Raw genomic sequence first — 23,853 nt, forward strand, 5'->3', positions numbered from 1 at the left:
CAAGAAGCACTACATAGCATTGAGTCGGTAACTCCTCCAGTAAGTCACACATAACGTGATCTCATAGTGAGGACGCTAATTCATCTGCAGCGGTAACGTTGGCCATCGCGACCGATAAATGTACAATGTTCACGGCGGTTTTTTTCGGCCTCGCTGGCTGCCCCTATTGCTATGGCTCCAATCGCAAGACCAATGACACCAGCGGCGATCGCGGCATCAGCTTCTTTCTTTTTGCGCTGTTTTTCACGCCATCTCTCTTCACGCCGACGATCGTCATACCTGTCTACGTCTCTAAAGCAGCGCTCGCGATCCCAACCATCATAGTCACGGCAATCTCCCCGATCACCGTCCCATTGGACACGTTGAAAACTCCCCAACGGAGCGCGTTCGATTGCACCCGCAGGCGTCACGGTGATAATCAGGTTACCCGCGACGGCAAAACCGATTGAGCGAAAAAATGTTGTAATCAATGAAATCTCCATTTTGGCTGAGGGCAAAGCTTAAGCATTTACATGCTGCAATATTGCCCCAGAATTTGAGCTCTAAAGCTTGGCAAACTCTTCGTTCGAGGCCATGAAAGCCATTGGCTATCCAAGTTCGTGAGCACAGACTGCAACCTGTGGCTCAGTGGAACGCCGTCGATTGGATTGTCTGAAACTGTTAGTATCGGACCCTTAATGCGTCCGTCCTCCGAACAAGGTGGCAGCGCCCTCAGTTCTGTATCTTCGCCGCAGCATCCATCGCCGCGTCCAGTTCTGCCTTGGAAAGGAAACCGTCCTTGTCTGAATCGAGCGGATCGAAGTAAGACAATAGGACGGCGTTGGCTTTCGCCTCTTCTCTGTCGATCTTGCCGTCTTTGTTCACGTCCATTTCCAGAAAGCCCAACTCGAAATCGGAGCGTTGCTTGTCGACCACGGCAAGAAGATACACGCTCATCTCGGCACGATCGATAGAACCGTCTTTGTTTGTGTCTATTCTGTCGAAGGTCTTGTCGACTTTTTCTTTGTCGGCGGGTTTTTCCTGTGCGAGGGCTGGGAATGCGGTGAAGGCCGTCAGGACTACTACGGCAGCGAGTATCGTTTTCATGTCATTCTTGCCTTTTTGTTCAGGGTACTAGCGCGAGTTTTTCGGCGAGAGGTCGCCGTTTCGACGCCAAAGCTCCGCCGAGCTCTTCGAATTTATATTCATCTTCTTACTCCCGGTGACGTGGTTGTACGCTCTTGCGGTGGGGCGGGAGGCTAGAATCCGGAACAGACATTGCAGCAGCATTGTGAGGCTGACGCGGTCTCGTTTTTTATTTAAGAAAATTGCAAACCTGGCGATTCAGGGGCTATCCGGTGCGATAGACTTATGAGCCTTTCGCAGCACGAACAATCAATCATTTTCTATCGACTTCCGATATTATCTGAGCGACCCAAACTTGGGGCCAGATCGATACGGCCATATCAATCTGCATCCGACGAATACGCTTGCTACGCGCGATGCTGCCCGGCATCCGACACAGAAGCGGGTAGTCTTCGCCTCGTGCCTGGCCCGTTCCGGGCTCACGCTTTGGCGGCGTTCCATGCGGCCGCGAAGACATCGCGTGCGGACGTCGTACCCGCTGCGTGCTCCGTACCCTCGACGCCGAGGTCCATCCATCCGGCATTCACGGCCTCATACATTTCTTCGGCGGGTCCGGTGCGGCCCTTCGGGATGCCGAACTGCTCGAACGCTTCCGCCCACCCTGCACGCGGGACCGCAAAGGCCTTCACATTGAGATTGAGGACTTCACCCAATTGCTTCGCGACTTCATCGGCGCTGACCATCGAACCAAGTTCGACAAAGCGCTGCCCTGACCATGCTGGCCCGGTCAAAAGAGTTGCGACCTCCACGCCGATGTCATTCGTCGCAACCATGGTCGATTTCCGGTTTGTCGGATTGTAGTAGACTGGTAGGGTTCCACCCTGGGCTACCTGCAAGCCGTAGAGGAAGTTTTCGAAGAATCCGCCTGCGCGCACAAATGTGATTGGCGATATCAGGCCCCGAAAACCTTGCTCCAGAAGCGACAGCGCCGTGATCATTCCGAGCCCGCTGGTTCTGTCCGCACCCATCGACGAAAGCGCAACCACCCGCGGTGGCGTTGCCTTGGTGAGGGCTTCGACATAGTTCGCAATCACGCCTTTGGCTTCTTTGTAATCGGGCGAAGGTGTCCAGACGGCCGGCAACATGACAAACGCGCCATCGACCCCTTTGAGCGCCTGCTCGATCGCTGCTGAATCATTCCAATCGCCGTCAACCAGTTCCACGCCCCGGTTCGCCCAACTTGCCGCCTTCTCGCGATTGCGGACCAGCGCGCGTACTTTCTTGCCTTGTGCCGACAGATGTTGTGCCGTTGCACCACCGACTTTTCCGGTAATTCCCATTACTAAAAACATGCGTTTTCTCCTGATTTTTAGGGGCGGAACAATGCCCTGTTGGTTCAATGGATGAGCGGCAAAATGGCCCGGACGCGGGGATCGCGCAGATAGAGGCCGCCCCACATCATCGCGCCCAAAAGCAGGGAAATGATTTCCGGCGGCGACCCCAACTCACCGATGCGGACATGGGCGCAGATGGCGCCTCCCAGAAAGCCCGTCGCCAGAATTGCGCCGAGGACGGCGGTGGCCGGGATGGCGTAAAGGATGGTGCAGGCGAGTATGATCGGACCCACGAGACGGGTCAGGTCCATCGGGAACCCGGTTTCCTGCAACATGTTCGCGATCTGTGCAGGTGCGAAAAGCTGAATAGCGCCGTCTGCCGCCAGAGCGATAACGACAATCGCGCTCATTATACGGCCGGCCTGCAGGGCGCGCTGCGCGGTAATAGCTTTAGGCATCTGATGTAGATCCATGGTTTCGGTCATTTGTCATTCTTCAATGGGCGGATCCCATATTCAAAGGTTACTGTGTCTCTTGGGTGTGATAAATGCTGAAGAATAGAACTCACTGTTCTCCTTAAATAGAACAATATCGGGCACAAAAAATGCAGAATCTCGAACCCATTCTCATTTTCATAACGGTGGCGGACATGGGGAGCTTCACCCGCGCAGCCGATAGCTTGGGCATCCAAAAGGGGAGAGCCTCAACAGCGGTCCGGAAGCTGGAAGAAGAAGTCGGTGTCAGGCTGCTTCACCGGACCACGCGCAGCGTGCAGTTGACGGAGGACGGGCGCGCATTTCATGCCCGTGCCCGTGATCTGCTTGCTGAAGTTGACGATCTTCACTCGATGTTCGCAAGCGATCGCGTGGCACTTCGCGGGCGTCTGCGCGTCGATCTGCCGACTGAGGTGGCGCGCACAACGATCGTGCCGGCCTTGCCTGATTTCATGGCGGCTCATCCCGAGTTGGAGCTGGAGATGTCGAGCACGGATCGGCAAGTCGATCTGGTTCAAGAAGGGTTCGACTGTGTATTGCGCCTTGGACCCATCAGGGACGAGACGCTGATTGCCCGCCCACTGGGCCTGTTGCGCATGGTCAACGCTGCTAGTCCCGCTTATCTGGCGCGTTATGGCATCCCGCGATCACTAGAAGATCTCCAGAGTCAGGAACATCGGACAATTCACTTTTCGACGGTACTGGGCGCAAAACCCTATGGATGGGAATATCCGGACGGCGACAGCTATGCGACGCTTCAGTTGCCAGGTGCGCTACATGTCAACAGCGCGCAGACCTACGAAGCGGCTGCCCTCGCCGGTCTTGGCCTGATTCAGGCGCCGCTCTTGGGGATTGACCGATATTTAGAGAGTGGAACGCTTGTGGAGATCATACCCGATTTTCGTCGCCGGGCGCTCGCCGTATCCTTGGTCGTGGCACATCGGAGCAATCTATCGCGCCGGGTCCGCACATTCATGAAATGGATCGAAGATGTACTCGCGCCGTATCTGGAATAGCGGAACGAACTGCTTCGTTCGGCCATCGGTAAGCATAGTGAAAACAATCAAAATTGTTCAATGCTCGTTTGCCAATCCTATGTTTCTCGGCAACTGCAACGGCATCGGACAGAACACGGCGAGGGGGCATCACTCAATCAAATACGGCGAGTTCGCCACGTCCGAGGGTACGATTGCCGTTACTTGGAGGATTCTTCGAGAAGACCAGAAATATCTGTTGCTCACATGGAGCGAAACAGACAACGCGCCTAGTGATCCGACCGATGACAAAAAGCAGAGGACCGGGTTCGGCAGCGTTGTCCTGTTTCGGGTAGCGCCATCTGCACTCGATGGAACTTCGGTGTTCACACGTGAGGATGGACAACGCATCTGGGAACTCAAGGCTCCGCTGGATCACTGCCTCCGTGAGGATGAAGAATAGGAGCGGAGCAAAATCAGCGAGAATGCGCTCGCTGATTTCTCTCTGATATCAATGTGTTATCTGTTGATCGAAGTAACCGCCAGATTGGTCAGCTTGTTGTTTGCTGCCTTTTCCTGATCGAGGATTTCACTGAGAAGAACATGAGCCTCCTCATTGCCGAGCACCTTTGCCCATTCACGCAGCGAGCCGTAGCGGGCGATTTCATAGTGCTCTACCGCCTGGCAAGCCGCCAGCGCACCCGCTTCAAGCGCAACACCGGATGCTTCTGACACGATGCCGTCTGTCTCTTTGATGAGCCCTTCCGTTGCATCGCACTTTTCGCCTGCAGGCTTCACCCCTATGGTTTTGAACACCTTGTCCAGGATTGCTATCTGACCTTTGGTTTCCTCGAGGTGATGATCCAGCGCTTTTTTGAGATCGGCGCTTTTCACCGTGGCCGACACCTTCGGCAACGCCTTCACGATGGCATTCTCAGCGTAATAGACATCCTTGAGTGTATGTTCGAACAGTTCTGCGAGTGTCTTCACAATGATACTCCCTTTTGGTTGAGTACTAACCCAACTCGTGGAACGGTTGATCGTTCCCGAATTGTTGAAGGTAATGGTCGCAGGAGCCAGATTCGAGCTGGCGGCCGGAACTTGCGGTGTTGTCGTTTTTGTCAGAACTTTGTGAATAGGGACCCAGGACGGGAAACCGTGAAACTGATCCCAAACTCGCGACGAGCGTTCTCTCTATTGCTTTCCTGATAGGGATGCTGTCGGACTAGCTTATCGAGCTACAAGGTTGAGAAAAACGTCATGATCGCAAACTACATTGACGAATTCATTATGTTCTGCGCCGGACTGTGGATGACCGCTGTCGGCTACGGTTACCTACCCTTTCAAACTTCAAATCAAGGCAACCAAATTACATGGCTCGTAAGGCTAGTAGCCCAATTTAAATGGATGGGACCGCTGCTGATAGCTATAGCCGTCATTCTGGCCATCGTCTCACCAGCTTGACCTCGGTGCCACCGCAAGCGCACTAGGATGTGCGGGGGATAATCAGGGCGGCGCGGCACCCCGTGCGCTGCCTCCAGTTCTCAGGAATACAGTCTTTCGACTGTCGGCTATACCGATTTAACCGCTTGCGCGATCCCTGCCAGGGCGTCCAACCATGCTAAGGTTTTCCCCGTCCGTCCTTGATAAAAGACCAAGCCATCCGAATGTTTCAGCCTTAGTGTTCCATGGGCTTTGCTTGGTATTGTATTGAGTATCCCGCGTAACATCATCGATCCGGGCACCGCTCAATTTACCAAGAAGCTACAAATAGAGGTTGTCACCGTTCACATAACACGTACAAGTTGTAAGATTAGCTTCAACGCTGTGGCTGTCGGAAAGGATGTTCGATGAAAGTCTTATTGCTGTCTGCCGCGCTTGTATTGGCAACATCTACTTTCGCATTTGCGGATCAAAATTGTGCCGACCTCACCACGCAATCGGATATGAACATATGTGCTGGAAAGGCCTATCAAATATCCGATGCCAAGTTGAACAAGTTGTATAAGCAAATCCAGACACGCGTTAAGGATGACGCCGGCAAAACGAAACTGCTGGTTGCGACACAGAAAGCGTGGATATCATTCCGCGATGCTGAATGTAAGTTTTCCAGTTCTGGCGTGGTCGGCGGCTCTGTATATCCGTTCATCTCCAGTAGTTGTCTCGACGGAATGACCCAGACCCGAATTAAAGATCTACAGGGTTATTTGAAGTGCCCTGAGGGTGATCTGGACTGCCCGGTTCCCGCCGCAAATTGAGCCAAAGCCAATTTGGTAGCGCAGGAGGGATTCGAACCTGCGATGCCAACTTATAGGAATGACGAGCTACTGGGCGGCAGCGCTAGATCGCCCTGTGCAACTGCTCATTACGACTTGCATTGTTGTTTTATCCATTTGCAGGCGCGGACCGCACAATTTTATACCGATGCTTGGCCCGCTTGAACCACCGTCACGGCGATCATATGGAAGATATCCTCTGCAGTGCAGCCGCGGGACAAGTCGTTTGCCGGTTTGGCCAAGCCCTGCAGGATAGGTCCGATGGCTTCCGCTCCGCCGATGCGCTGAGCAATCTTGTAGCCGATATTGGCGGCGTCGAGATTGGGGAAAACGAAGACATTGGCTTCGCCATGCAGTGCCGAGTTCGGCGCTTTGGCAACACTCACGGCCTCGACGAAGGCTGTGTCAAATTGTAACTCCCCATCGATGACGAGATCGGGGTCGGCGGCGTGTGCCAGGCGGGTCGCCTCGATCACCTTCGACACACGTTCGTGGGCGGCACTCCCATTGGTGGAGAACGACAGCATCGCCACTTTCGCCGCACAACCCGCGAGTGCTTCGTAGGAATAAGCAGACATTCGGGCAATATCGGCGAGAGCTGCTGCATCGGGGTCGACCACCAAGCCGCAGTCGGCAAAGACGAAAGCGCCCTTCTTCACATGATGCGGTTGGCACAGCATCATCAGGAAGAAGCTGGAGACGAGCCCTATACCTGGAGCGCGCCCGATACACTGCAATGCGGCCCGTACCGTATCGGCAGTAGTGGCAACAGCGCCGCCCACCGTGCCGTCGGCTTCGCCGGTGCGCACCATCATCGCAGCAAAGACGAGCGGTAATCGCACAGCCGCAGCCGCCGCAGTTGCGTCAACACCCTTGGTCCTGCGTAATTGATGATAGGCTGCAGCAAGACGTGATGAGAGCGCCGATGTCCGGGGATCCTCGATGCGAACCGTTTCGTCCGGTGCTCCCATGGCGGTGAGTGTCTGCTTGATGATTGCGCGTCGGCCAACAAGCGTTACCTCGGCAACGTTTTCGCGAACCGAGCGTAGGGCCGCCTCGATGACACGCGGATCCTCTCCCTCGGAGAGCACGATGTGGCGAGGCGCTGTTTTGGCGGCAAGCAGGATACGCTCAAGCGGTTTCATCAGGCGTGTCCCAGATAATAGATGCCGGTAAGAATGAAGAGACCGATGAAGATTGTCTCGACGACGATGAGGGCGACCGCGTCGCCGCCGACATCGAGTACCCGGCGCAACGAAGTCTTCATGCCGACGGCAACGATGCCGGCGAGCAATGCCCAGCGGGACGTCTCCATGCCAATTTTCGACACCAGTCCGGGAACAAGACCAAAGGAGTTGACGGCGGCGAGGATCAGGAAAGCTATGACGAAGCCCGGCAGCAGCGGCGGCCGCTTGCCGGTCTCACCAACTGACGCGACGTTTCGCGTTGCGAGCGAAAAGACCAACACCACCGGCGCCAGCATGGTGACACGGATGAGCTTGACCAGCGTCGCCGTCTCACCCGCCTCGGGGGACACGGAAAATCCCGCACCGACCACCTGCGCAACGTCGTGAATGGTGCCGCCAAAAAAGATTCCGGTAGCCCGCGCATCAAGGCCGATGGCGTCTGCGATCATCGGATAACCAATCATGGCGAGCGTCGAGAGTACCGTTACCGAAAGGACGGTGAAGATGAGGTTGCGCTCGGAGAATTCGTTCTTGGGCAGTACGGCCGCGATTGCCATGGCGGCCGATGCTCCGCAGATGGCAACCGAGCCGCTGGTAATCAATGCAAGGCGCCAGCCGCGGCCAAGCAGCTTTGCGGCGGCAAGGCCGAACAGGATCGTTGCGGCAATGGCTAAGACCAAGAGCAGGATTGTACCGCCGCCCAGCCCGACAAGCAGATCGATACTGATGCGCATACCAAGCAGGGCGACGCCAATCCGCAACACCTTTTTTGCACTGAAGTTGATGCCGGCAACGCAACGGCCCTCCTCAGACAGGAAGTTGAAGGCGATGCCGAGCAAGAGTGCCATCAGCATCGCCGGCGCGCCATAGTGATCGGAGAGGAATTGGGCCGCAATCGCCACCGCACCGGTGACGGCCAGGCCGGGCCAATAGGTCTGTGTCATCGAAGACAAGCCATGGAAGCGTTGGATTGCGGAAGCGGTATTCATCCGTTGATTTCCGTATTGCTAAGCTTGGGATTTCTGCCGCCCCGGCAGGGCGGACCGGCAGTAATGGAGCAAGATTAGGCGCGCTGTTGCGGCCGCATATCGGCAGGATCAATGCCGGCTAGCGGCACGGGTTTCTTCATCGCATCACGGCGGAAGGGCTCGCCCAATTCCTGGTTGAGGATGACTTCAATGAAAGTGGTGGTGCCCTTCGCCTGATCATCGATGGCTTTTAGCAATGCCTCGGTAAGCTTGACCGTGGTGTCAACGACGACGCCGTTCAATCCGCAACCCTCTGCAACCTTGGCGTAACTGAGGTTTGGATTGAGCTCGGTGCCAACGAAGTTGTTGGCATACCACAGCGTCGTATTGCGCTTTTCCGCGCCCCACTGGTAATTGCGGAAAATCACCATGGTAATCGCCGGCCAACCTTCGCGGCCAATCGCCCCCATTTCGTTCATTGAGATACCGAAAGCGCCGTCGCCGGCAAAGCCTACAACCGGTACGTCGGGGCAGCCGATCTTGGCACCAACGATTGATGGAAAGCCGTAACCGCAAGGGCCGAACATACCCGGTGCGAGATATTTCCGGCCTTGTTCGAAGCTTGGATAGGCGTTGCCGATAGCGCAGTTGTTGCCGATGTCAGTGGAGATGATCGCTTCCTTGGGCAGGGCAGCCTGGATCGCACGCCAAGCCTGTCGCGGCGACATGCGGTCGGCCTCCCGCTGCCGGGCTGTCGCGTTCCACTCGGTGCCGTCGTCGTCCTCCTCATGATCCATTGACGACAATTGCTGAAGCCAGGCGGAATGGATCTGGTGGATCGCTGCCTTGCGTTGCTCGCGCCCCGCATTGCCTGCCGATGGCGTCAGTTGTTCCAGTATCTGGCGGGCAACCTGTCTGGCGTCGCCGCAGATACCGACGGCAACCCTTTTGGTCAGGCCGATGCGATCGGCGTTGATGTCGACCTGAATGATGGCGGCATTCCTGGGCCAGTAGTCAATGCCATAGCCCGGCAGCGTGGAAAACGGGTTGAGGCGTGTACCCAACGCCAGCACAACGTCAGCCTTTGCGATGAGCTCCATCGCCGCCTTGGAACCATTGTAGCCCAGCGGACCGACAGCCAGGCGATGGCTGCCGGGAAAGGCATCGTTGTGCTGATAACCGCAGCAGACCGGTGCATCCAGTCGCTCGGCGAGTGCCATCGATTCCTGAATCGCATTGCTGATGACCACACCTGCACCGTTGAGGATGACAGGAAACTTCGCTTCAGAAAGCAACCGCGCCGCCTCGGTGATGGCCTGAGGCCCGCCGGCCGGCCGCTCGAAACGGACGAGGGACGGCAGATCGACATCGATGACATGCGTCCAGAAGTCACGCGGAATGTTGATTTGCGCCGGAGCGCAGCCGCGCCAGGCTTTCTCGATGACACGGTTCAGTACCTCGGGAATACGAGAGGGATCGCGCACTTCCTCCTGATAGCAGACCATCTCCTCGAACATTGCCATCTGGTCGACTTCCTGAAAGCCGCCCTGACCGATGGTCTTGTTTGCTGCCTGTGGTGTGACCATGAGCAGCGGGGTATGATTCCAGTAGGCGGTCTTCATAGCGGTGATGAAGCCGGTAACACCTGGGCCATTCTGCCCAATAGCCATGGACATTGTACCGGTGGCACGGCTGAATCCATCGGCCATCATGCCGGCGTTGGTTTCATGGGCGCAGTCCCAGAACTTGATACCGGCCTTGGGAAACAGGTCCGACACTGGCATCATCGCCGAACCAATGATGCCGAAGGCGTGCTCGATGCCGTGCATCTGCAGGACTTTGATGAATGCTTCTTCGGTGGTCATTTTCATTTTCTAATTCCTTTCAATAGAGCGGATACGGCCTCGAAGGGCTAGAGGATTTCGTCTTTGAGGTAATACCAGCGGTACATTCCCCACTGGCCGAGGCGCCGGAACGGCGTCAGCATGCCGTGGCTGGGCAGAGGCGAGGTGAAGATAGGCAGGTCGAGCGTACCACCCTTGCCGACCGCCATCTGAGCCATACGGCGACCGGCCTGGGCCGAATACATGACGCCGTTGCCACCATAACCCATGGCATAGAACAGCTGCTGCTTCGGGTCGGGCTGAAAGATGCGTGGCATCATGTCATGGCTGACATCGACCCAACCCCACCAGGAGTAATCGACCTCGATTCCGCGCAGGATTGGAAATTTGCGGTGCAGTCCCTCAACCAGCCGGTCGAAATGCCTGGGGTTGACCGCGTCGCGCCCCGTGATGGCGCTGCGGCTGCCGATTTGCACGCGGCCATCAGGCAGCATGCGGTAGTAATGGCGCAGCGTGCGGGTATCGGTGAGCGGAACCAGCGCCCTGAAATTGAGCGCTTCCCGTTCACCTGGCGTCAGCGGGCGGGTGACAATCGAGTTGGACAGGATTGGCATCAGCCGGTGACGGGTCGATTTATGCATGCCGGACGAGGTATAGCCGGCCGTGGCGATACAGATCGCGCGCGCCCTGACGACGCCGCCCGGCGTGCGCAAGTGGTGGACGCCGCCTTTAAGCTCGCTGCCGAGCACGGGGCTCGAGGTGTACACCTTCACACCCAGTTTGCGGGCAAGCTTGAGATAGCCGAAGGCAAGCTTGGCTGCATGAATGCCCATACCGTCAGGCTCGTACATTGCACCTTCCGCTTCAGCGTCACGGACGAAATCGCTGTGCACCTCGTCGCGACCCATCATACGCGCGGGGTAGCCAAAAACTGCATTGAGCAGGCGCGTTTCCTTTTCCAGAGCCGGCAGCACCTTAGTACGATGGGCGATGTAGAGGTGGCCACCGTCCTGCGGGTCGCAATCGATCTCCGGCTCGCGGATCAGACTGCGGAACAGGTCGAATGCTTCGGCGATTTCGCTGTGCAGTTTTCTGGCGACATCGACGCCCCACCGTTCAATCCATTGCGAACGCTTGAGACGGCCGGCGGAAATCTGCGCCTGACCGCCATTGCGGGTCGAGCAACCCCAGGCGACGCCATTGGCCTCGAGTACCGTCGCCCGGACGCCATGCTCGCGTGCCAGATGGATCGCACAGGAAAGGCCAGTATAGCCGGACCCGACAATGGCTATATCGACATCGATGTCGTGTAGCACCGGTCCGTCGTCTTCGGGTTCGGGTCCGGCGGTGGCGATCCAATAGGTCGGCGCGTAATCCTTGCCGTCACCGGGGCTGCAGGCATGCACCGGATCATAGACGGGATCGAACGGCTTGCGCTTTGCCGCCGGCCGGATAAGTTTCTGTTCCATTGTGTGGTCCTCCCGAAGCCGCTCATGCACCTGCCGCAATGAGCGGACGGCTTTTGCGAAAGGCCTGTTTGCGCACGATCTTGCCGCTGCTGAGCGTGAACAGGTCGCAACCCTCCGCTTCAATTCGGCTGCCATCGGCATTGGTGCCTGTAAACGTCCATTCGGAAACGGCACGGTCGCCTTGGACGAAATGATCATAATGGGCCCAGTGCGCGTCGGGCATGGTCTTCCATACGCTGCTGAAAGCATTGGCGATGGCCTCGGTGCCCTCGAAGCGGACGCCATGGACCTCGGGACCACCAACCGCATTGAAGATGCAGTTCTTGGCGAAGTAACACATCACGGCGTCAATATCGTGCCGGTTGAAGGCGTCGAACAGTCTGGCTAAATCGTCGGCGGTTAACGCCATGGCATGGTCCTCATATTTCGGGGGCGAGGCCGGACATGGCTCCGCCGTTGCCGGGCAAGCCGGCCGGTTGAACGGTCATGGGATGCGGTTACCAAGCCGCCTATGGCGGCGGCGGCAGTTGGTGATTGGCTGTTGTCATCAGACCTTGCCCTTCCACGGGATCAGGATCTTCTCGAGGTAACGCAGCAGCAGATCGAAGGCGAAGGCAAAGATGCCGATGACTATGATACCCATGATCACGGTATCGCTGGCGAGATATTCGGCGGCGTTGAGCACCATGAAGCCAAGCCCCCTATGGGCCGCCACCATCTCAGCGGCGACGAGTGTCGTCCATCCGACGCCAATGCCGATGCGCATGCCGGTGAAGATTTCAGGCATGGCGGCCTTGAGGATTACTTGGCTGATGACCTGGGTACGGGTCGCACCCATTGCATAGGCGGCATGGATTTGCTCCGTCGACACCGAGCGCACGCCAGCGCGCGCGGCGATTGCCATCGGCGCAAAGATAGCGAGATAAATGAGGAAGACCTTTGGGAACTCGCCAATTCCCAGCCAAATGATAATCAACGGCAGATAGGCAAGCGGCGGCAAGGGCCGGTAGAACTCGATGATCGGATCGAACAGGCCGCGCATGATGCGGTTGACGCCCATCAGAATGCCGACCGGCACCGCGCTAACCAGGGCCAGCAGGAAGGCACCGAGCACCCGGCCCAGGCTTGCCAGGGTGTGCTGGGTCAGGGTCGAATTGGAGACGCCTTCAGTCATGGCCACCATGAACTTGTCCCAGACGGCGAGCGGCGACGGCAAGAACAGCGGTTTGACCCAGCCCATTTCGGTGACGAGGAGCCACAATGCGAAGATAAGGAGTGCGGTGATCAGGCTGATGTGACTGCTCATGCCGTCGCCGGGCGCGCCATAGATCTTACCGGGGCGGACGGGTTTGGCCTTCGATACCAGATCAAACATGGAGGAGCTCCGGGTTGTCGGACTGGCGCTCGTCGCCGTAGATGATGCTGAGGATTTGTTCGCGCATGTCGATGAAATCACGACTGGATTTGATTGCACGGGCGTTGCCCTCCTCAAGGAAACGTCGATTGAAATCGAGTTCGTAGGTGTGGGTGATGCGGCCGGGCCGCGGTGACATGACAATCAGCCGGGAGCCGAGGAACAATGCCTCCTCCACGCTGTGGGTGATGAAGAAGAACATCTTGCTGGTGAGCTGCCAGACCTTGAGCAGAAGCTCCTGAATGGTCTCGCGGGTCAATGCATCGAGTGCCGCCATCGGCTCGTCCATCAGGAGCATGGCCGGATCGCAGGTAAGCGCCCGGGCAATGCCGACACGTTGCTGCATGCCACCTGACAGATGGTAGATCATGTGCCGGTGGAACTCCTGCAGGCCAACCAGCGCCAGGTTCTTCGTGGCGATCTCGCGGCGCGTCTGCCTGTTGACACCCTGCAGCTTGAGACCGAATTCTGTGTTGTCAATGACGTTGAGCCAAGGCAGCAGAGCGTGTTTCTGGAACACGACACCACGGTCAGCGCTGGGACCGATAACCTGTTGTCCGCCGAGCGTAATGTCGCCATCGGTAGGCGCCATGAAACCGGCCATGAGATTGAGCAGTGTGGTCTTGCCGCAGCCTGAAGCGCCGAGCGCGACGACGAAATCGCCGCTCTTGATCTCCAGGTTCACGCCCTTGAGCGCAATGATCGCCTGATCGGTATAGAGGCCTGGGTAGGTCAGGCTGACATTGCTGACATTGAAGGTTTTCATCGTGCCGTGCCTTTCGCTGATTTCAGAGGAGGGAAGGCAGCCACCGGCTCGCGGACGAGCCGGCAACGCATCTCGATTACTTGGATGCCTCCTTGGCATAGTTGCTGTTGACGAAAGGCCTGTAGTCGTCTAGCGCCCTGTCGATCTGCTTCTGCGCGACGAGGAACCTGGCGCTTTCGTTCAGTGCCTTGGTGGCGCCACCGCCCAACCAAGTTTCGGAGGCCTGCTCGTCAGCGTTGGGAAACGACAGGAGGTTGAGCGCCTCGACAGCACCGGCACCGTCGCCGCCGATCAGCTTGACGATACCCCGGACCTGTGGCGAGTCCGCAGTCCAGCTTGCCTTGTTTCTGTTGTAATCCGTGTAGGACTGGGCCAGCACCTTGGTGAAGGCAGCCATGAACTTCGGGTTGTCGGCAGCCCATTTCTTGTCCGCGACAAGACCGTCGAAGGTCGGCACTGAAGCGGCTCCAATAGCCTCGGAGTCGGCTATGGTCTTGCCGTTCTTGAGCAGTTCTGTCAGCGCCGGCGGCCAAACATAGGCGGCATCGATGTCGCCGCGCTGCCAGGCGGCAATGATCTGCGGTGGCTTCATGTTGAGGATGTTAACCTCGCGCGGATCGACCTTCCACACCTGTTCGAGGCCGACCAGCAGATGGAAGTGCGAGGTCGAAACGAAGGGAACGCCAACATTTTTACCCTTCAGATCCTGCGGCTTCTCGATGCCGGAGCCGTTGCGCACAACAAGCGCTTCCGATTTGCCGATATTGTCGAGGATCCAGAACAGTTCAAGGTCGACACCACGGGTAGCAGCGGCGGCGGTACCTGTCGAACCAATGACGCCGATCGGCACATTGCCGGAGGCAAGTGCGGTCGAGATATCGCCGCCCGAGCTGAACTGACGCCAGTCAATGGTGTAGCCGGCTTCCTTCGCTGCCGCATTGAAACGACCGTCGGCAATCGCCGTGACGAACGGTCCGACGATCTGCTGATAGCCGACGACCACGGTCGTCTCGGCATGCGCGAAACTGGTTGCGCATATACCGGCCGTTAACAGTACGGCGCCGGCAAAATGCTTGAAATGTTTGAATTCGGTCATTGTTACCCTCTTTGTTTTTATTGCTTCCGGTTGGTCCGGAAACCTGCTGGCTTTGGTGCCGGTCTTGGTTCTGGTTGATAGACTTAAATGAGAGATACCAATTGCCTTATATCCAGATTGGAAGTTGAATGACTCCAGTTTAACGTCCGGGCGGCCATGGCGCATTCAGCAGTTTCCAAAACGATTTTTTTCCTTGACCCCGCCAGCCGGGTGGGCTTGCAGGTACAAATCCGTGAGACGATTGTGTCCGCTGTACTCGCCGGCCGCATCCAGCCGGGCGCGCAACTGCCGTCGACACGCAAGCTTGCGGACTATCTCAACATCTCGCGCATCACGGTAACGCTTGCCTATCAGGAGCTCGCATCGCAGGGCTATGTCGAGACGGCTCGTCGCAGCGCTTATCGCATTTCAAACAATCCACCGATCGGACTGCTGGCGACGGAGGCGATGCCGGCTGTGAACAACGCCATTGACTGGCCGGCCAAGATCAGGACGAGCTTTGTCGTCGCCAAGCAGATGAGCAAGCCGTTGGACTGGCGGCGCTATCCCTATCCGTTTCTGTATGGCCAAATGGACCCGTCCTTGTTCGACCTCAATGCCTGGCGCGATTGTGCCAGGCGAGCACTTGCCCGCGAAGATTTCGAGCTGATGGCAGGCGACTTTGCTGCCGCCGACGATGTGCAGCTCGTCAACTATATATGCTCGCGCACCCTACCCAGTCGCGGCATCCGGGCCAATACCGACGAGATCCTCGTCACCGTGGGAGCGCAGAATGCGCTCTGGATCGTCACCAGGCTTTTGCTGAGGCAAGGGACACACGCCGTGTGTGAAAGCCCTTGTCACCCTGATATGAGCGCATCGCTTTTGCTGAGCGGGGCACGGGTGACGGCGATAGGTGTCGACAAAGAGGGGCTGCCGCCGATAAATATCCCAGCGGACGTGGACGCCGTCTTCGTTACCCCCAGCCATCACTCGCCGACGGGAGCAACGATGCCAATCGAGCGTCGTGCCCGCCTGCTGGACGCGGCAAACGAACAGGACTTCATCATCATCGAGGATGATTATGAATTCGAAATGAGCTTTCTCGCACCACCGTCGCCGGCGTTGAAAGCCTTCGACCGCAAAGGCCGTGTATTGTATATCGGCAGCTTCTCCAAGTCGCTCTTCCCCGGGCTGCGGCTAGGTTACCTGGTAGCCCCAGCACCCTTCATCCGCGAAGCCCGAGCGCTTCGTGCCCTTATGTTACGCCATCCCCCGGGGCACCTACAGCGTACGGCGGCATATTTCCTGGCGTTCGGCCACCATGATGCCGCGTTGCATCGCATGCGCGATGAGTATCACAAGCGTCACATCATCATGGCCAAGGCGCTCCAGCGCGAGGGCTTCACCATAGCGGGATCATCGGCTTTCGGCGGTACCTCGTTCTGGGTGGAGGGACCGGAAGGGCTTGACGCTGATTTGTTGATGGCCGAGCTTCGGCAGGACGGTGTGCTGATCGAATCCGGCTCCCCCTTCTTTCCTGACGCCAATGGCCCATGCAGCTTCTTTCGCATGGGCTATTCATCGATCCCGCGTAGTAACATCGATGAGGGCGTTGCCCGGACCAGGGCGCGGATCGAAACGCTACTTTCCTGGCCTACTCCCAAGAAGTGATCCAGGTTGCTCTGCCTTCTCATGCGGCCGGCCCGGTGGCGTGGCGATGTTCTCAGCAAAAACCGCAGCCGCCCGCCGTTTCTGGATTTCACACATGACCCGGCAACGTCTGCGGCAGATGCCTCGGATTCGGTGGAGACCCCTGAGGTGACAGGACACTCAGCCCATATGCCTGTTCGAAGTACCAGAAGGCATGCCACCTGCTGCATTAGAGTATTTATTACGCGACAGGGATTGATCCGTCGCAGGGGTTTGAAAATCCGAACTGTCTATTTATTTGCTAAAATACCCTCAGCGATAGTGGTAGCGGCAGCGATATGGGCGCGACAAGCCGCTGCTGCTGCTTCCGGATTGTTGTTCTCAATGCCTGTAAATATTTCGCGGATTTGTGCAGGGCCAGACACGGTCCGGTTGGCTGTGGAGAGCGTCATTACCCGCAAGCGGGAAATCCGACTGTTCAATCGCTCGACTATTTCCCAAGCGATTGTATGGCCGCCAGTATGAAAGATCACTCTGTAGAAATCGGTTGTTGCGTCCAATATTCTGAGCGGCGAGTTCTGGCGAGACGTCTGATCAAGCTCATCCAGAGCCTTACGGAGTTCAGCCTTAACTTCGTCATTCGCAACACGAGCACAATCCGCGACGGCTGTCGCTTCCAGAGCCGCCCTGATGTCGTAAATCTGGCGGGCTACATCCCATTCCAGCGGTGCAACAATTGGTCCGTGCTTGGGGAGCATCTCTACCAGCCCCTCGGCCTCCATGTGTCGAATAACTTCGCGAATGACCGAACGCGATACGCCAAGGTGATCGCAAAGCGTGCGTTCCACTAAGCGCGTACCGGGTTCGAAGAGCCCGCTGATAATGGCCCTCCGCATTCGTTGCAGCGCAATCTCGCGCAGCGTTATTGGAGGGGTTTCGATGCGCAAAGCGGCGAGAGTGTCGTCGTTGGTACTCATGTCATCCTTCTAACTTCAAAAAATCATTTCAGCAAGTACTTGACATTTTGTATTATGGTATACCAACATATGATCAGATGAAATTGCAGGGAGGAATTCCATGGTACCGGTGATCCGCAAGACATTTCTGCAGATCGAGACGACTCTCGTTGAAGGCGGCAAGGAAGCGGCGGCGCCGCTGAAGCTGATTGCAGCGCTGGCCGTCGTGAAGAACCCCTGGACCGGTCGCGGCTTCGTGGATGATCTGAAGCCGGAGATCCATGCGGTCGCCCCGGTACTCGGCGAACTGTTAACCAAGATGATCATCGATACCGTCGGTTCCGGCGAAGCTGTCGAAGCTTACGGAAAGTCTGCAGTGGTTGGTCTGGATGGCGAGATCGAACATGGCTCGGCGCTCATTCACACTCTGCGTTTCGGCAACCACTACCGCACCGCTGTCGGCGCAAAATCCTATCTCGCCTTCTGCAATACCCGCGGCCCCGCCAATGCGCCGATCATGATCCCGCTGATGGACAAGAACGATGAAGGCCGTCGCTCGCATTACCTGACGATCCAGTGCGCCATTCCGGACGCGCCGGCCGCTGACGAGATCGTCGTCGCGCTCGGTGCCTCGATCGGTGGCCGTCCGCATCACCGTATCGGTGATCGCTATCAGGACCTGAAGGAGCTTGGCCATGATGTTGCAAACCCTGCATCGGTCTAAGACGCCTTCCGGCGCTGCCTATATTGACCAGGGGCAGGGGCGCGAGACACTTGTTCTCATCCATGGGGTGGGCATGCGTATCGAAGCCTGGGGGCCCCAGATTGCGCGGTTCTCGAAAGATCACCGCGTGATTGCGGTCGATTTACCGGGACACGGTTTTTCCGCACCGCTCGATGCTTTGCCGGAAATGCCCCATTTCGTCGCCTGGTTTGCAAGACTGATCGATGAACTGGGGCTCGAAGCGGTCAATGTTGCAGGCCATTCGATGGGCGCCCTGATTGCCGCCGGTTTTGCCGCGACGGAGCCATCGAAGTTGCGTCGGGTCGCCCTGCTGAACGGCGTCTACAAGCGGACGCCGATGGCGCGGCAGGCGGTAGAAGCTCGCGCCGACCAAATCTTATCCGGTGCCTTCGATCGTGAGGCGCCGCTGGAGAGATGGTTTTCGGCGGACGAGAAGGATGGCGAAGCCTATCACCTCGTGCATGAACTGCTGCAACAAGTCGATTCCAGCGGTTACGCTGCGGCCTATCGGGCCTTTGCGACCGGCGATGCCGTGTATTTGGATAGCTGGCCGACGGTGACAGCCCCTGCAATGTTCCTGACGGGCGATGGCGACAAGAATTCAACGGCTGAGATGGCCGAAGAGATGGCCAAGGCGGCACCCCGAGGCCAGGCGGTCGTCATCAAAGGTCACCGGCATATGGTCAATCTCACGGCGCCGCAAGAGGTAAGTAAGGCACTGGCCGACTGGCTCACATGGCAGACTGCACAGTGAGGAGGAATGACAATGAATGATCCCAGAGCGCTTCGTGATGCGTTTGGCGCATTCCTGACAGGTGTGACCGTCGTAGCTACGTTCAATGACGAAGGTGGTCCGATCGGCTTCACCGCCAACAGTTTTACAAGTGTCTCGCTTGATCCGCCGCTGCTCCTGGTCTGCCTGGCAAAGACCTCGCGTAACTATCAGACCCTGATGACTGCCAAGGGGTTTTCGGTTAACATCCTCTCGGAGGACCAGAAGGATGTGTCCAACACCTTTGCCCGTCCGGTCGAGGACCGTTTTGCCGCGGTCGACTGGCAGAAGGGTCCGTTCGGTTCGCCTGTTTTCTCCGATGTTGCCGCTTGGTTCGATTGTTCGGCGTACGAGCGCGTTGATGCCGGAGACCATGTCATCCTGATCGGCAAGATCGAAGGTTTCGAAAACTCCGGCAAGACAGGCCTGGGTTATGCTCGCGGCGGCTATTTCACCCCGGCGCTCACCGAAAAGAGTCTTCTCGCAAATGTCGAAGGCAGCCTGTCGGTCGGTGCCGTCGCCGAACGCACCGGCGAGATTCTACTGGTGCGCGATACCAATGGCGGCTGGACATTGCCATTTGTCGACAAGGCCGAAAGCGAAGGTATGGAAGCGCTAGAGCCGCAGTTCACTGCCGAGATCGGCCTCTCGATCCAGACGGGTCTGCTCTACTCCATCTACGAAGATACCAAAGCCGGACGCCAGAACTTCGTCTATCGCGCAGCGCTGGGCGATGGCACGCCCAAGGTCGGTCAGATGTTTCCGCTTCAGCAACTGCCTCTCGACAATATCCACGATTCCGCCGTCCGCGAGACGGTCAAGCGCTACGCTCAGGAAAGTACGCTCGGCAATTTCGGGATCTATGTCGGCAACCAGGAAAAAGGCCGCGTTCACGCTGTGGCCCGGAAAGGGTGATTTATGAAGTTCTCTCTTTTTGTTCATATGGAACGGCTCAATGCCAGTCAGAACCATGAGGAACTCTACGAAGAGTTCCTCAACCTGTGTGAGATTGCCGACAAGGGTGGCATGCATGCCATCTGGACCGGCGAACACCATGGCATGGACTTCACCATCGCACCGAACCCGTTTGTCAATCTCGCCGATCTGGCAAGCCGCTTTAAAAACGTGCGCCTTGGTACCGGTACGATTATTGCCCCGTTCTGGCATCCAATCAAGCTTGCCGGCGAAGCGGCGATGACGGATCTCATCAGCGGCGGCCGTCTTGATCTCGGTATTGCCCGCGGTGCCTATAGCTTTGAATACGAACGCCTGTTGCCGGGCCTTGATGCCTGGGGTGCCGGTCTGCGCATGCGTGAATTGATCCCGGCTATCAAAGGGATCTGGGCCGGTGACTACGTCCATGACGGGGAGTTCTGGAAGTTTCCGTCGACGACCTCGGCGCCAAAGCCGATACAACAGCCGCATCCTCCGATTTGGGTGGCAGCACGCGATCCGAACAGCCATGATTTCGCTGTTGCCAATGGCTGCAACGTGCAATGCACGCCACTCGCCAATGGCGAGGCCGAGATTAGCAGCTTGATGGAACGCTTCAATGCGGCCTGCGACAAGGCGCCGGATGTGACGCGCCCGAAGATCATGCTGTTGCAGCATACTTATGTTGGGTCCGACGAAGCCGATGTTGCCCAGGCTGCTAAGGAAATCAGTACCTATTACAATTACTTCTTCGCCTGGTTCAAAAATGAGCGGCCGATCACTCAGGGCCTGATCCAGACGTTGAACGAAGAGGAACTGACGGTGAACCCGAACCTGTCACCGGACAAGATGGTCACCAACATGCCGATTGGAAGCGCAGCGGCGGTTATCGATCGCCTGAAGATTTACGAGCAGCAGGGTTGGGACGAATATTCATTCTGGATAGACACCGGCATGAGCTTCGAGCGCAAGAAGGCGTCGCTCGAGCGCTTTATCGCCGACGTGATGCCAGCATTCCGGTGAGGCTGAAATGCAAAGCTTCCAACAGTATATAGATGGCGTTTTTGAAAACGGCTCCGCGCGATTCGACAGTATCGATCCGGCGACGGCCAAGGTCTGGGCTTCCATGCCGGAAGCGCGCGAAACCGATGTCGATCGCGCAGTCAACGCGGCCGAACGGGCATTGTGGAATGGTGCGTGGCCGGCGATGACGGCCACCGCACGCGGTAAACTCCTCTACAAGCTGGCGGATCTGGTTCAGGCCAATGCGCAGCACCTTGCCGAGCTCGAAACCCGCGACACCGGCAAAATCATCCGCGAGACCTCCGCGCAGATCACTTATGTCGCTGACTACTATCGGTATTACGCGGGGCTGGCCGACAAGATCGAGGGCTCGACGCTGGCGATCGACAAGGCCGAAATGGATGTCTGGACCCGGCGCGAGCCGGTCGGTGTCGTGGCCGCCATCGTGCCGTGGAACAGCCAACTTTTTCTCTCGGCCGTCAAGATCGGCCCGGCACTGGCCGCCGGCTGCACGCTGGTGGTCAAAGCTTCGGAAGATGGCCCGGCGCCGATGCTGGAATTTGCCCGCCTGGTACATGAAGCCGGTTTTCCGAAAGGTGTGCTGAACGTTATCACCGGTTTTGGCCCTTCGTGCGGCAATGCGCTCACCCGCCATCCGGGTGTCGCCCACATTGCCTTCACCGGTGGGGCAGTAACGGCGGCGCATGTGGTGCGCAATTCGGCGGAAAACCTCGCCAGCACCTCGCTCGAACTCGGTGGAAAATCGCCTTTCATCGTGTTTGCCGACGCTGATCTGGAAAGTGCTGCTAATGCACAGGTTGCCGGCATCTTTGCCGCGACCGGCCAGAGCTGCGTTGCCGGCTCGCGTCTGATCGTCGAGCGCTCGGTGAAGGACAGGTTTGTCGCACTCGTCAAAGCCAAGGCGGAGGCTATCCGTATCGGCACACCGCTCGACATGGCGACCGAATTCGGCCCGCTCTGCACCAAGCGCCAGCGCGATCATGTCGAGCGGATCGTGTCTGCCTCCGTTAATGCAGGTGCCACGGTCGTGACCGGCGCCCGGGCAGGCGAGAGCGACGGTTTCTATTACCTGCCGACTATTCTCGATTGCGACGGTATCAATTCGCCGTCGGCTGAAACCGAACTTTTTGGCCCGGTGTTGTCTGTCGTGTCCTTTACCAGCGAGGATGAAGCGGTCACATTGGCCAACGACACCCGGTACGGCCTCGCATCGGGCGTGTTCACCCAGAACTTGACGCGGGCGCATCGCATGGTGAAGCGCATCCGCGCCGGCATTGTCTGGATCAATACCTATCGCGCCGTTTCGCCGATCGCGCCGTTCGGCGGCTACGGCCAGTCGGGACATGGCCGCGAAGGCGGAATTGCCGCTGCGCTCGATTTCACCCGTACCAAGACAGTCTGGTTGAGAACAACGGACGATCCGTTTCCTGATCCCTTCGTGATGCGGTGAACCATGCTCTACGAGATTAGAACTTATCGGCTGAAGAACGGCGCTATCCCCGAATACCTGAAGGTGGTCGGCGAGATCGGCATCACCATTCAGAAAAAGCATCTTGGCAATCTCATCGGCTACTTCTCCTCGGAGATCGGGCCGATCAACGAGATTGTCCATATCTGGGCTTTCGAAAGCCTCGATGACCGCCAGGCGCGGCGCGCCCAGCTGGCGGTTGATCCGGAATGGCAGGCTTTCCTGCCGAAGATACGCGACCTGATCGTGACCGCCGAAAACAAGATCATGTCGCCCGCAGCATTCTCGCCTCTGGGCGGCATGGTGCCGATCTAGGGCAAACCAACGTATTCACAGATCACGGTTTTTCTCAGGGAGGAGAAAACATGAAAAAGCATGTAATTATCACTCTTCTGGCCGCCACCGTTACATTTGCTGACCAAGCGAACGCAGCGGACATGGTGTTTACCAGCTGGGGCGGCACTACGCAGGACGCGCAGAAGCAGCATTGGGCCGATACGTTCAGCGCCGCTGCCGGCGTCAACGTCGCTCAGGATGGCCCAACCGACTACGGTAAGCTGAAGGCCATGGTGGACTCCAAGAACGTCGCTTGGGATGTCGTCGACGTCGAAGGTGATTACGCCGTTCAGGCCGGCAACGCCGGCCTTCTCGAAAAGCTCGACTTCTCCCTTATCGATAAAAGCAAGCTAGATCCGCGCTTCGTCACCGATTATTCGGTCGGCAGTTTCTATTATTCCTTCGTCATCGGCTGCAACAAGGATGCTGTTGATGCCTGCCCGAAGAGCTGGGCTGATCTGTTCGATACTGCAAAATTCCCCGGCAAGCGCACCTTCTACAAGTGGTCGGCTCCGGGCGTGATCGAAGCGGCTTTGCTCGCCGATGGCGTGCCGGCCGACAAGCTCTATCCGCTTGATCTCGATCGCGCCTTCAAGAAACTCGACACCATCAAGTCCGAAATCGTCTGGTGGGATAGTGGTGCGCAGTCGCAGCAGTTGCTGGCATCGGCCGAAGCACCGTTCGGTTCCTTCTGGAATGGCCGTCTGACGGCGCTTGCCCAGACCGGTATCCCGGTCGAGATGTCCTGGACCAACAATATCACGGCCGCTGACGCTCTGGTCGTTCCGAAGGGAACGAAGAACAAGGAAACGGCGATGAAGTTCATCGCCAACGCCACGAGCGGCAAGGCGCAGGCGGACTTCGCAACGCTCACCGGATACGCGCCAATCAGTATCGATTCTCCCAGCCTGATGGATGCTGGCCTTCGCAAGACGCTGCCGGACATGCAGGCCGAGACCCAGGTCAACGCTGATATGACCTATTGGGCGACCCATCGCGACGAGATTGGTAAACGCTGGTACGCCTGGCAGGCGAAATAACCGGTATCTGAGGCAACAAATGACCATAGGCGGGTGGTGC

26 protein-coding genes are annotated in these 23,853 nt (G+C 57.6%); 12 read left to right on the forward strand and 14 right to left on the reverse strand.

Annotated elements, in window-relative coordinates; translation table 11 throughout:
• Nucleotides 1-80: 80 nt before the first annotated feature.
• From ACTJJ7_RS25945 to ACTJJ7_RS25960, 4 genes are all read right to left on the reverse strand, one after another.
• Entirely contained in the window at nucleotides 81-470 is a 390-nt protein-coding gene (locus tag ACTJJ7_RS25945) for a hypothetical protein (protein ID WP_440969277.1), read from the reverse strand.
• Between the two features lie 241 nt (nucleotides 471-711).
• The gene (locus ACTJJ7_RS25950; RefSeq protein WP_440969278.1) at nucleotides 712-1,086 is read right to left on the reverse strand and encodes an EF-hand domain-containing protein; all 375 of its coding nucleotides are present in this window, start codon (nucleotides 1,084-1,086) and stop codon (nucleotides 712-714) included.
• A gap of 458 nt (nucleotides 1,087-1,544) precedes the next feature.
• On the reverse strand, nucleotides 1,545-2,405 hold the full coding sequence (locus ACTJJ7_RS25955; protein WP_440969279.1) for an NmrA family NAD(P)-binding protein: 861 nt from the start codon (nucleotides 2,403-2,405) through the stop codon (nucleotides 1,545-1,547).
• 56 nt (nucleotides 2,406-2,461) lie between these two features.
• On the reverse strand, nucleotides 2,462-2,884 hold the full coding sequence (locus ACTJJ7_RS25960) for a DoxX family protein (protein ID WP_440969280.1): 423 nt from the start codon (nucleotides 2,882-2,884) through the stop codon (nucleotides 2,462-2,464).
• 119 nt (nucleotides 2,885-3,003) lie between these two features.
• On the opposite strand from ACTJJ7_RS25960, the gene ACTJJ7_RS25965 reads away from it, so the two are divergent.
• Both ACTJJ7_RS25965 and ACTJJ7_RS25970 read left to right on the forward strand, forming a co-directional pair.
• On the forward strand, nucleotides 3,004-3,909 hold the full coding sequence (locus ACTJJ7_RS25965) for a LysR family transcriptional regulator (protein ID WP_440969281.1): 906 nt from the start codon (nucleotides 3,004-3,006) through the stop codon (nucleotides 3,907-3,909).
• Nucleotides 3,910-3,946: 37 nt separating this feature from the next.
• Nucleotides 3,947-4,330 carry a hypothetical protein gene (locus tag ACTJJ7_RS25970; protein WP_440969282.1) on the forward strand — a complete coding sequence of 128 codons (384 nt, stop codon included), beginning with the start codon at nucleotides 3,947-3,949 and terminating at the stop codon, nucleotides 4,328-4,330.
• Nucleotides 4,331-4,386: 56 nt separating this feature from the next.
• On the opposite strand, the gene ACTJJ7_RS25975 is transcribed toward ACTJJ7_RS25970, so the two are convergent.
• Complete coding sequence (locus ACTJJ7_RS25975; RefSeq protein ID WP_440969283.1) at nucleotides 4,387-4,857, reverse strand: YciE/YciF ferroxidase family protein; 471 nt, start codon at nucleotides 4,855-4,857, stop codon at nucleotides 4,387-4,389.
• Between the two features lie 270 nt (nucleotides 4,858-5,127).
• On the opposite strand from ACTJJ7_RS25975, the gene ACTJJ7_RS25980 reads away from it, so the two are divergent.
• Together ACTJJ7_RS25980 and ACTJJ7_RS25985 are read left to right on the forward strand one after the other, a co-directional pair.
• Nucleotides 5,128-5,331: a hypothetical protein gene (locus ACTJJ7_RS25980; RefSeq protein WP_440969284.1), complete on the forward strand. Its 204-nt coding sequence runs from the start codon at nucleotides 5,128-5,130 to the stop codon at nucleotides 5,329-5,331.
• A 386-nt stretch (nucleotides 5,332-5,717) separates the two neighbouring features.
• Nucleotides 5,718-6,125, forward strand: a complete 408-nt coding sequence (locus ACTJJ7_RS25985; protein WP_440969285.1) for a lysozyme inhibitor LprI family protein — start codon at nucleotides 5,718-5,720, stop codon at nucleotides 6,123-6,125.
• A gap of 158 nt (nucleotides 6,126-6,283) precedes the next feature.
• Here ACTJJ7_RS25985 and pta read toward each other — a convergent pair whose 3' ends face one another.
• The 8 genes from pta to tauA form a co-directional block, all read right to left on the reverse strand.
• Nucleotides 6,284-7,288: a phosphate acetyltransferase gene (gene pta / locus ACTJJ7_RS25990; RefSeq protein WP_440969286.1), complete on the reverse strand. Its 1,005-nt coding sequence runs from the start codon at nucleotides 7,286-7,288 to the stop codon at nucleotides 6,284-6,286.
• Nucleotides 7,288-8,274, reverse strand: coding sequence for a YeiH family protein (locus ACTJJ7_RS25995; protein WP_440969287.1), 987 nt, complete (start codon nucleotides 8,272-8,274; stop codon nucleotides 7,288-7,290). The genes pta and ACTJJ7_RS25995 overlap by 1 nt, the downstream gene beginning before the upstream one ends.
• Nucleotides 8,275-8,393: 119 nt before the next feature.
• Nucleotides 8,394-10,169 carry a sulfoacetaldehyde acetyltransferase gene (gene xsc, locus ACTJJ7_RS26000; protein ID WP_440969288.1) on the reverse strand — a complete coding sequence of 592 codons (1,776 nt, stop codon included), beginning with the start codon at nucleotides 10,167-10,169 and terminating at the stop codon, nucleotides 8,394-8,396.
• Nucleotides 10,170-10,210: 41 nt separating this feature from the next.
• On the reverse strand, nucleotides 10,211-11,611 hold the full coding sequence (locus tag ACTJJ7_RS26005; protein ID WP_440969289.1) for an NAD(P)/FAD-dependent oxidoreductase: 1,401 nt from the start codon (nucleotides 11,609-11,611) through the stop codon (nucleotides 10,211-10,213).
• A gap of 22 nt (nucleotides 11,612-11,633) precedes the next feature.
• Nucleotides 11,634-12,020 (reverse strand): nuclear transport factor 2 family protein, encoded by a 387-nt coding sequence (locus ACTJJ7_RS26010; RefSeq protein ID WP_440969290.1) that lies wholly within the window; start codon nucleotides 12,018-12,020, stop codon nucleotides 11,634-11,636.
• A 138-nt stretch (nucleotides 12,021-12,158) separates the two neighbouring features.
• Complete coding sequence (locus ACTJJ7_RS26015; protein ID WP_130272599.1) at nucleotides 12,159-12,986, reverse strand: ABC transporter permease subunit; 828 nt, start codon at nucleotides 12,984-12,986, stop codon at nucleotides 12,159-12,161.
• The gene (locus ACTJJ7_RS26020; RefSeq protein WP_440969291.1) at nucleotides 12,979-13,791 is read right to left on the reverse strand and encodes a taurine ABC transporter ATP-binding protein; all 813 of its coding nucleotides are present in this window, start codon (nucleotides 13,789-13,791) and stop codon (nucleotides 12,979-12,981) included. Before ACTJJ7_RS26020 ends, ACTJJ7_RS26015 begins: the two co-directional genes overlap by 8 nt.
• A gap of 76 nt (nucleotides 13,792-13,867) precedes the next feature.
• On the reverse strand, nucleotides 13,868-14,887 hold the full coding sequence (gene tauA, locus ACTJJ7_RS26025; RefSeq protein WP_440969292.1) for a taurine ABC transporter substrate-binding protein: 1,020 nt from the start codon (nucleotides 14,885-14,887) through the stop codon (nucleotides 13,868-13,870).
• 156 nt (nucleotides 14,888-15,043) lie between these two features.
• Between tauA and pdxR the strand changes: the two genes are divergently transcribed.
• A complete protein-coding gene (gene pdxR, locus ACTJJ7_RS26030; RefSeq protein WP_440969293.1) occupies nucleotides 15,044-16,540 on the forward strand; it encodes a MocR-like pyridoxine biosynthesis transcription factor PdxR in 1,497 nt (498 codons plus the stop codon).
• A 269-nt stretch (nucleotides 16,541-16,809) separates the two neighbouring features.
• On the opposite strand, the gene ACTJJ7_RS26035 is transcribed toward pdxR, so the two are convergent.
• Nucleotides 16,810-17,496: a GntR family transcriptional regulator gene (locus ACTJJ7_RS26035; RefSeq protein WP_440969294.1), complete on the reverse strand. Its 687-nt coding sequence runs from the start codon at nucleotides 17,494-17,496 to the stop codon at nucleotides 16,810-16,812.
• Nucleotides 17,497-17,596: 100 nt separating this feature from the next.
• Here ACTJJ7_RS26035 and ACTJJ7_RS26040 point away from each other — a divergent pair, with 100 nt between their 5' ends.
• The 7 genes from ACTJJ7_RS26040 to ACTJJ7_RS26070 are packed head-to-tail and all read left to right on the forward strand — an operon-like array spanning nucleotide 17,597 to nucleotide 23,813.
• Entirely contained in the window at nucleotides 17,597-18,199 is a 603-nt protein-coding gene (locus ACTJJ7_RS26040; RefSeq protein ID WP_105733812.1) for an amino acid synthesis family protein, read from the forward strand.
• On the forward strand, nucleotides 18,174-18,974 hold the full coding sequence (locus tag ACTJJ7_RS26045; protein WP_105733900.1) for an alpha/beta fold hydrolase: 801 nt from the start codon (nucleotides 18,174-18,176) through the stop codon (nucleotides 18,972-18,974). Before ACTJJ7_RS26040 ends, ACTJJ7_RS26045 begins: the two co-directional genes overlap by 26 nt.
• A 12-nt stretch (nucleotides 18,975-18,986) precedes the next feature.
• Nucleotides 18,987-19,907: a flavin reductase family protein gene (locus tag ACTJJ7_RS26050; protein ID WP_130272594.1), complete on the forward strand. Its 921-nt coding sequence runs from the start codon at nucleotides 18,987-18,989 to the stop codon at nucleotides 19,905-19,907.
• Between the two features lie 3 nt (nucleotides 19,908-19,910).
• Entirely contained in the window at nucleotides 19,911-20,948 is a 1,038-nt protein-coding gene (locus ACTJJ7_RS26055) for an LLM class flavin-dependent oxidoreductase (RefSeq protein ID WP_440969295.1), read from the forward strand.
• A gap of 7 nt (nucleotides 20,949-20,955) precedes the next feature.
• Nucleotides 20,956-22,419 (forward strand): aldehyde dehydrogenase, encoded by a 1,464-nt coding sequence (locus ACTJJ7_RS26060; RefSeq protein ID WP_440969296.1) that lies wholly within the window; start codon nucleotides 20,956-20,958, stop codon nucleotides 22,417-22,419.
• A 3-nt stretch (nucleotides 22,420-22,422) separates the two neighbouring features.
• Nucleotides 22,423-22,752: an NIPSNAP family protein gene (locus ACTJJ7_RS26065; RefSeq protein WP_440969297.1), complete on the forward strand. Its 330-nt coding sequence runs from the start codon at nucleotides 22,423-22,425 to the stop codon at nucleotides 22,750-22,752.
• A gap of 50 nt (nucleotides 22,753-22,802) precedes the next feature.
• The gene (locus ACTJJ7_RS26070; RefSeq protein WP_440969298.1) at nucleotides 22,803-23,813 is read left to right on the forward strand and encodes an ABC transporter substrate-binding protein; all 1,011 of its coding nucleotides are present in this window, start codon (nucleotides 22,803-22,805) and stop codon (nucleotides 23,811-23,813) included.
• Nucleotides 23,814-23,853: the final 40 nt, after the last annotated feature.

Origin of the sequence: Phyllobacterium sp. 22229 (genome assembly GCF_052056495.1) — a bacterium.
Lineage (GTDB): Bacteria > Pseudomonadota > Alphaproteobacteria > Rhizobiales > Rhizobiaceae > Phyllobacterium > Phyllobacterium myrsinacearum.